Below are 8,455 nucleotides of genomic sequence, written 5' to 3'. Positions count from 1 at the left end.
CAGATGCCAGCGGTAAGGTACAGGTGCAGGCAGGTATCATCAAAACCAAGGTGCCGGTTTCTGACCTGCGTCTGGTGGACAAAAAGCGCCGCCGTCAGCTGGAGCGAATGGAACGCAAGTCCCAGAGCGGCGGCGTGACCAAGACGCTGTCCGATAAATCTACCCGCAGCGCCAGCAGCGAGCTGGATCTGCGCGGACAGACCATCGAGGAAGGCATCATGATGCTCGACCAGTATATCGACAGCTGTCTGCTGATGGGCATTAAGACCATCACCATTATCCACGGCAAGGGAACAGGAGCGCTGCGCAATGCGGTGCAGCAGCACCTGAAAAATCACAAGGCGGTGCGCGCTTTCCGCCTTGGCGTCTATGGTGAGGGCGAGGACGGCGTCACCATCGCCGAACTGAAATAAGCGGTTTTCAAATGAGGAGTGGGAAAGCTTGAATGAAATACTAAAATGCGTGTCCAGTGAAAGTCTGGCAAAGAAAATTGATTTTCAGGGGCCGGTTCCATCGACCAAGGAAGTCTACCGCAGAGCGATCAACATCGCATGGCCTTCCGCCGCAGAGAGCGTCTTGGTCAGCCTGGTTTCGTCGGTCGATACCATCATGGTTGGTGGATTGGGTCCGGCAGCAATCGCGGCGGTTGGTCTGACCAACCAGCCAAAGTTTATTCTGCTGGCGCTGATCAACTCACTCAACATCGGTGTCACCACCGTTGTTGCACGAAGAAGAGGTCAGGAGAACAGGGAAGGTGCACAAAAATGTGTGCGAGTCGCCCTGATGATTACCTTTACGCTGTCGCTGATTCTGGCGATACTGGGCTTTGTGTTCGCAGAACCCATCATGAGCATTTCGGGAGCTGCGGCGGATACCATGCAAGATGCGACCGACTATTTTAGAATCATTATGATCGGTTTTGTACCGATGTGTATCGGTTTGACAATCAATGCGGCACAGCGAGGTGTGGGCAATACCCGCATCGCGATGACCACCAACCTGACCTCCAACGCCATCAACCTGATTTTTAACTATCTGCTGATCCACGGAAATCTGGGATTTCCGCGACTGGAGGTCAAGGGTGCTGCAATCGCTACTATTCTGGGCAGTACCGTTGCCTGTCTGATGTCGATTCGTTCCATCCTGCCGCATGAGACCTATCTGCATGTCACCATCCGTGATAAGTGGCGTCTGGACAAGGAAACACTGGGCAGCATCTGGAAGATCAGCTACAGCGCGGTCATCGAGCAGCTGTTCATGCGTATTGGCTTCTTTACATACGTTAGAATCGTCGCAGGACTGGGAACCGTTGCTTTTGCAACCCACCAGATCTGCATGAACATCATCAATCTGTCCTTCTCGTTCGGAGATGGATTCAGTATTGCGATTGCTTCGCTGGTCGGACAGTCGCTGGGCGCAAAACGTCCAGATATGGCAAAATTGTACGTCAAGGTCAATAAGGTGCTGTTGTATGCAATTTCCATCTGTCTTTCGATCATCTTCATCGTCTTCCGCTATCAAATTATCGGCCTGTTTACCACCGAGGCGGACATTATCGCCGAAGCGGGCAATCTGATGCTGATTATCGCGGCGACGACGGTTATTCAGACCTCGGCGCTTTCCTACACAGGCTGTCTGCGCGGCGCCGGCGATGCAAAATATATTGCGACCACTGCATTTATCAGTATTGCCATCATCCGTCCGATCTCTGCCTGGGTGCTCTGCTATCCGGTTGGTTGGGGACTGGTTGGCGCATGGATTTCGCTGTTCATTGACCAGTGTGTGCGTTGTATCCTCAACGGTACCCGCTTCAGAAAGGGCAAATGGGCACAGATCGAAGTCTAGTAGGCTTCGCTCGTATGAATAAAGTTTTACTCAATTTTTTTCAAAAAATTGTCCAGTCCAGAGTGAAACTCTGGTCGCACTCCGCAGAGTGCGAAATACCTCAAAATAAAATATAAAATCAAAAGCGATAGAGGCAGGATGCTGTTTCGGTGCTGCCGCACGTCAGTGCGCTGGCTGCGAATGCAGACAGCTGAAAGCAGGACCCGCTTCACTTTGCCTTTACCTCATAATAAAAAAGCGATAGAGGCAGGGTGCTGTTTCGATGCTGTCGCACGTCAGTGCGCTGGCTGCGAATGCAGACAGCTGAAAGTAGGCCCCGATTCACTTTGCTTTTATCTTACAAATAATACAAAAAGATAGATGTAGGATGCTGTTTTGATATAAACAGCTCGCCTGCATCACCATCAGGGACTTTACCGGAGTTTCTCCGATAAGTAATATATATTTTGGGAGGTTTTTGTCATGGATGTTTTTCAGGTAGCAAATTACAAGGAATATCTTTTTGACACAGCAAAAACTATTTTTGGAATCGACAGCCCAAGCGGCTACTATCATGCGGTCGTAAAGGAAGTTGAGAAGATCGCAACCGGTCTGGGATACAAATTTGAACAGATCGAAAAAGGCTGCGGCATCATCACCATCGAAGGTGAGGACAACAGCAAAACTGTTATGCTCTCCGCTCATGTAGATACCCTCGGCCTGATGGTTCGCTCCATCACCTCCGCAGGCGATCTGAAGTTCACCAAGATCGGCGGCCCAATCATGCCAACCCTCGACGGTGAATACTGCCGCATCCACACCAGAGATGGCCGTGTTTACACCGGTACCATCATCTCCGAGAGCCCAGCAGTTCATGTTCATCCAGATGCTGCAACCAGAACCAGAGATGAGGACAACATGATCGTCCGCATCGACGAGCAGGTTCACAGCAAAGAGGATGTTCAGAATCTGGGTATCCAGCCAGGCGACTACATCTGCTATGATCCAAAGACCGTTGTTACCGAGAGCGGCTTCCTCAAATCCCGCTTCATCGACGACAAGGGCAGCGTTGCTTGCCTGCTGACCGCACTGAAGATGATGCACGATCAGGGTCTGAAACCACAGTACAAGACCAAATTCTTCATCTCTGTATTTGAGGAAGTTGGCCACGGCGCTGCATACATCCCATCGGATGTTTCTGAAGTGCTGGCAGTTGACATGGGCTGCATCGGTCTGGATCTTACCTGCACCGAGTACGATGTATCCATCTGTGCAAAAGATTCCGGCGGTCCATACGACTACGACATGACCACCAAGCTCATCGAGCTGGCAAAAGAAAACGGTCTGAAATATGCAGTTGACATCTACCCAAGATACGGTTCGGACGTCGGTGCTGCACTGCATGCCGGCCACAACATCAAGGGCGGTCTGATCGGCCCAGGCGTACATGCTTCTCATGGTATGGAGAGAACTCACTACTCCGCACTCGAGAACAGCATCAACCTGATCCTGCTCTACCTCGGCTGCAAGAAGTAATCCTGCTGTCATAGCAACAAAAAAGCTCATTCCCGATTGGGAATGAGCTTTTTTAATGGAGTTAAAAAAGAAAAGGGGAAGGGGCTTCATCTGCCGGCACATAATGATCCAATTCCTCAGCAGGGTAAGCTTTGGACCAATGATAAGGCTGAAGCTCCTTTAACGGTACGAACAGGAGTTGTCCATCGTCGGTGGTGACGCCGACCTGAACATCCTCGCCCCAGAATCGCAGTCTTTCCTGACAGATGCCGCAGGGCGACAGAACCTTATAGGGCGATGTTTCATCGTCACGGGTGAGACACAGACAATGGGTGACCCTTTCGTTGTACTTGTGCGCCTCACACATCGCGCCGACCTCGATGCATAGTTCGGCGGAAGCGTTTGCCGTTTCGATGGCAACGCTGGTGAAGTAGTGGTCTTTGTCGGTGCGGATCACTGCCGCGCCGCCCCAGCCGGTCGGATAGCGCTGTTCAATCAGCTGGACAGCCAGTTCATACATTTTCTTTTCTATTTTAAGATTTCTCATTTTTGTTTCCCTCACAGTTTTTGATGATTCTATTTTGGCTATTTTCGATTTCAGATGGTTTGTATAATGACTATTTTAACGAACACCTCCACCGTTCATGGAAAAGGACGGAAAAATTTCTGCTGTTAGGAAAGAGAATTGTTGTGTATGGAAACAAAAATGATGTAAGGATAGGATTGTTTTGCGCAGAAGAGTGGCAGGTGAATGAGAGTTTTAAGGTGCAGCCTGCTACCTTTCGAAAACTTCCCACTGGGAACTTTTCGGGGATAGATTGCAAAACAAATCGGCTTTCGAGAACCTTTTTTCTTGCAGAAAAGGAGATTGAAAACAAGTGTTCAATCTCGAGCTCTCCCAATGAGCGCCTGACGATAAGGGTGTTTCGCTCGTTGCGACGAGCGACCAGAGTTTCACTCTGGACTGGACAATTTTTTGAAAGAAAAATAGATTGAAAACAAGTTTTCAATCAGGAGTTTGCACTTTTTGCCCATAAAGGATCGGGCAAAATTGCCTGCGGCAACCGTGCAAACATCCGCTGACAAAAACTTTTTTGCTAGAACGAGCGAAGCGACCTGCGCGAGAACGAGGCTTGCGATTTACACTTCACCGACAACGCGAAATGGGTGGGACTGAGCTTGCTCAGTCAGCTCAGCCGAAATCAAATGTGGTTCATCAGATAGATTTTGACGGCAAGCTCCATGCTCAGCTTTTCTTCGGTGCGGTCAAGGTCAAGTCCCGAAATCTCCTCGATCTTTTTGTATCGGTACTTGATGGTGTTGTAGTGCAGGTACATTGTGTCCGATGCCATCTTCAGGTTCCAGCCGTTCTGCACAATGTTGATGAGCGTCTCCATAAAGTCGGTGTTATGCAGCTCGTCGTGACGGCAGATCTTGTCGATGTATTCCTTGTAAAATTCCTTGACGCTGTTGTTGTCCTTGATGCCGTCGAGGAATTTGTAGATGCCAAGCTCGGTGTACATCATCACGTTGTCGCGCTTGTAGATCAGACGGCTGATTTTGACCGCCTTCTGCGATTCCTGATAAGCGGTGTGACATTCCATGATGGTGTCCTTGGCCTCGGATACGCCGATGGTCACAGTGAAGTTATACTGCGCGCTGATTTCGGTGCGCAGTGTGTTGCAGCAGGAAACGATCTTCTTGCAGATTTCATCGTCCGGCTTGTCGTGCTTGATGATGAAAGCAGTGCTGTCGGTAAATTTGGTGTACAGCACGCTCTTAAAGTACTTGCGGAAGAATTTGAGCGAATAATCGAAGATTTCCTCGTTGCGCTTCTCGATGTTTTCGCTGTCCTTCTTGCTGCGGATGTTCAGGTATTGAATCTTGAAGTCGTCGATGTCTACAATGATGGTGGTATAGAACTTTTCGCTCAGATCCCAGCCGTAGATCTTGCCGCGCTTGATGACCTCCTGCAAGCTCTTGATGTTGTTGAGTACGATGTCCTGTACAAATCCGTCGCGGTAGCGCGATTCGATCTCCATGTTGGAGATATATTTTTGCGCGATCAGCTTGAGTGCGGTGGAGGCATGGTTGAGGATCATCGTTTCATAGCTGCTCATCTCCTGACGGCTGTCGTCGATGATGACGATGTAGCCGTAGCTCTTGTCATCCAGCGTCACATTCAGGTGCGGATAGCACGAGGTGCAGGTCTCCTTGAAGTCCTCCTTGAGCGAAGCGTTTTTGGACGGATAAATCTTGTTGAATGCAGTGTCGTAAAACGCGATGTTTTGGTTGAGCAGGGTGGAGATGGTATTGATGATGTCGGTAATGCCGCCGCCGTTGATGACGGTATTGATAAAGGAGGTGCTGATGTTTTCAGACAGACGGATGGCCGAAGCCTGTGCGTCGATCAGCTTTTTCAGCACCGGATTGATAATTTCGGCAACAGCGCACTCCTGCGGCATGTTGATGATAGGAAAGCCCAGGTCATTTGCAGTCTGAATGGTCTGCTCGTCCAATGCCTGTACATAGCTGCCCAGCTTGATGAACAGTGCAGCAGCTCCTGCCCGATCCAGACGGCGGACCAGCTCGGACATATCGCTGATGCCGGTGTGAATGATGTAACCCGAGGTGACCAGAATTTCGCCGCCGTGCAGCCATTGTTCTGCATCCGGTGTGTCCATGACCGTGACGGTGGATACTTCTCGGCCCAGTCCCTTTTTACCGCACAGAACGCGGTAGTCTCGAAGTTCTTCCATGTTCAGAATTTCGCCAACGGTTAACGCCATATAGAACACTCCTTTTTCGTGAAAAAAATAGCAGGAAGAAATTACACCCCTATTATACAATAAATTATCTGAAAAGTACATATCAAAAAGGAAAAAGCTGTTTTATTATACAAAATTTGGTGCAAATTCTGCCATAAGTGACAGGAAAGCAGCGATTGATTTTGCTGTGTTTTTGTCAAAAAGTGATTGACAGAAGGCAATGGACAAAAGTATAATAACAGACGGAGAAAAAAATAAGTGCTGTTTCCATAATTGTTTTATGCAGAGGAGCCTGCACCAGTTTTGTGTCCCTGTAATCAGGAAAGGGAGGTTTTATTAAATGTTAAGTGCTATTGTTGGTATCAACTGGGGTGACGAAGGCAAGGGAAGAATGGTCGACCTGCTTTCGGAAAGCTATGATGTGGTTGTCCGCTATCAGGGCGGCAACAATGCTGGTCACACCGTCATCAATCATCTGGGTAAATTTATCCTGAATCTGATGCCATCCGGTATCCTGCGTCCAGAGGTTGTCAACGTCATGGGCAATGGTATGGTCATCGACCTGGAGCATCTCCACAAAGAGATGGGCAAGCTGATCGCAGCTGGCGTCAAAATCACACCGGACAACCTGAAAATTTCTGACCGTGCTATCATCTGCCTGCCATACCATGTAATGCAGGACTGCCTGGAGGAGGAGCGTCTGGCTGATGCCAAGTACGGTTCCACCCGCCGCGGTATTGCTCCAGTCTATGGCGACAAATATATGAAGAAAGGCATCCGCGTTGGCGATCTGCTCCAGCCGGAAGCTCTGAAAAAACGCCTGAAAGGCATCGTTGAGTGGAAGAACCTGACCATCGAAAAGGTTTACGGTGCAAAACCGGTCAGCTATGAGGACATCTGGAACTGGCTGGAAACCTACGGCAACCCAATCAAAGACTTTATCTGCGACACCAGCCTCTATCTGGATCAGGCTGAAAAAGCAGGCAAGAAGATCATGTTCGAGGCACAGCTGGGTGCTCTGCGCGACATCGACTTCGGTATCTATCCATTCACCTCTTCCTCCAACACCATCGCAGCCTATGCACCGATCGGTTCGGGCATTCCAAACCACAAGCTGCACAATGTTGTTGGTGTTATGAAGGCATACTCCACCTGCGTCGGTGAAGGTCCATTCACCTGCGAGCTGTTCGGCAAAGAGGCAGACGACCTGCGCGAAGCCGGCGGCGAGTACGGTGCAGCAACCGGCCGTCCAAGACGTGTTGGTCCGTTCGATGTTCCTGCTTCCCGCTACGGTGTTCGTGTACAGGGCGCTGACGAAATCGCTCTGACCAAGCTGGATGTTCTGTCCGGCTTCGAGAAGATTCCAGTTTGCGTCGCTTATGACGTTCACGGCAAACAGGTCAAAGAGTTCCCATTCGGTGCTGACCTCGACGATGCAAAACCAGTGATCGAATATGTTGATGGCTGGAACTGCGACGTCAGCAAGTGCAGAAAACCGGAAGACCTGCCAAAGGCAGCGATGGACTACATCAAGATGATCGAAGAAGCTGTCGGCTGCAAGATCAAGTACGTTTCGGTTGGTGCAGAGCGCGAGGAATACATCGAGTTCTAATTTAGACCGTTCTATTCTCTTTTTTGTCAGGAGATCATGCAAATGCTGCGTCTGATTTAAAAAAGAAAAACAGATCAACAAAGCAAGCCCTGCTCATGCAGGAGGGCTTGCTTTGCTTTACTTTGTTTTCAATTTGATGTAAAGGGAGTTTTTCTTTTGAACAGACGCAATATTTATCTGATGTATCTCATCTCCTTTTTGCAGGGGATGGTCTTTTATGCGCCCATCGCCACCCTCTATCGGCAGGCACAGGGCGTTTCCGTCTTTGAAATCAGCCTGATTGAAACGGTGTTCATGCTGCTGCGTTTGGGACTGGAAATCCCGTGGGGCATCGTTGCCGACCGCATCGGCTACCGGCGGACCGTCGTGCTTTGCAGCATCGGCTCCTTTGCCCCCCAGGTGACCTTCTGGCAGGCGACCGACTTCTGGGGCTTTTTGCTCGAGCGTGTCCTGCTGGCGGTGGTCATTGCAGGTCTGTCCGGTGTGGATACGACGCTGGTGTATCTGTCCTGTAAAGGACAGGACAGTCAAAAGGTGTTTGGCGTGCTGGACAGCTGCGGAACCGCCGGTCTGCTGCTGGCATCCGCTGTCTACTCGCTGTGGATCGGCCAGAACTATGCGTTGGCGGGCTTTTTGACGGTGGTCAGCTACGGAGCAGCAGCGGTGCTGTCGCTGGGACTGTGCGAGGTAGGACAGATGTCTTCACAGGAAAAGGACAGTCCGGTCCCAAAAGAAT

7 protein-coding genes are annotated in these 8,455 nt (G+C 50.0%); 5 read left to right on the top strand and 2 right to left on the bottom strand.

The features are described from left to right. The 3 genes from Q0L39_RS09280 to Q0L39_RS09270 form a co-directional block, all read left to right on the top strand. The coding region (locus Q0L39_RS09280) for a Smr/MutS family protein (protein ID WP_296628612.1) at positions 1-413 on the top strand (413 nt) is incomplete at its 5' end. Between the two features lie 28 nt (positions 414-441). After that, positions 442-1,845 carry an MATE family efflux transporter gene (locus Q0L39_RS09275; RefSeq protein WP_296628609.1) on the top strand — a complete coding sequence of 468 codons (1,404 nt, stop codon included), beginning with the start codon at positions 442-444 and terminating at the stop codon, positions 1,843-1,845. Between the two features lie 462 nt (positions 1,846-2,307). Continuing rightward, a complete protein-coding gene (locus Q0L39_RS09270) occupies positions 2,308-3,360 on the top strand; it encodes a M42 family metallopeptidase (protein WP_296628608.1) in 1,053 nt (350 codons plus the stop codon). A gap of 61 nt (positions 3,361-3,421) precedes the next feature. Here the strand turns inward: Q0L39_RS09270 and Q0L39_RS09265 are convergent, their stop codons facing one another. Together Q0L39_RS09265 and Q0L39_RS09260 are read right to left on the bottom strand one after the other, a co-directional pair. Next, positions 3,422-3,886, bottom strand: coding sequence for a cytidine deaminase (locus Q0L39_RS09265; RefSeq protein ID WP_296628606.1), 465 nt, complete (start codon positions 3,884-3,886; stop codon positions 3,422-3,424). A gap of 655 nt (positions 3,887-4,541) precedes the next feature. Then, entirely contained in the window at positions 4,542-6,128 is a 1,587-nt protein-coding gene (locus Q0L39_RS09260) for a PucR family transcriptional regulator (protein ID WP_296628604.1), read from the bottom strand. Between the two features lie 319 nt (positions 6,129-6,447). On the opposite strand from Q0L39_RS09260, the gene Q0L39_RS09255 reads away from it, so the two are divergent. Next, entirely contained in the window at positions 6,448-7,719 is a 1,272-nt protein-coding gene (locus tag Q0L39_RS09255; RefSeq protein ID WP_296628602.1) for an adenylosuccinate synthase, read from the top strand. A 156-nt stretch (positions 7,720-7,875) separates the two neighbouring features. After that, on the top strand, positions 7,876-8,455 hold a 580-nt coding region (locus Q0L39_RS09250; RefSeq protein WP_296628601.1), incomplete at its 3' end, for an MFS transporter.

The sequence above is a fragment of the uncultured Negativibacillus sp. genome (assembly GCF_944388365.1).
GTDB lineage: Bacteria > Bacillota > Clostridia > Oscillospirales > Ruminococcaceae > Negativibacillus.
This window is presented reverse-complemented; position numbering and strand designations above follow the sequence as displayed.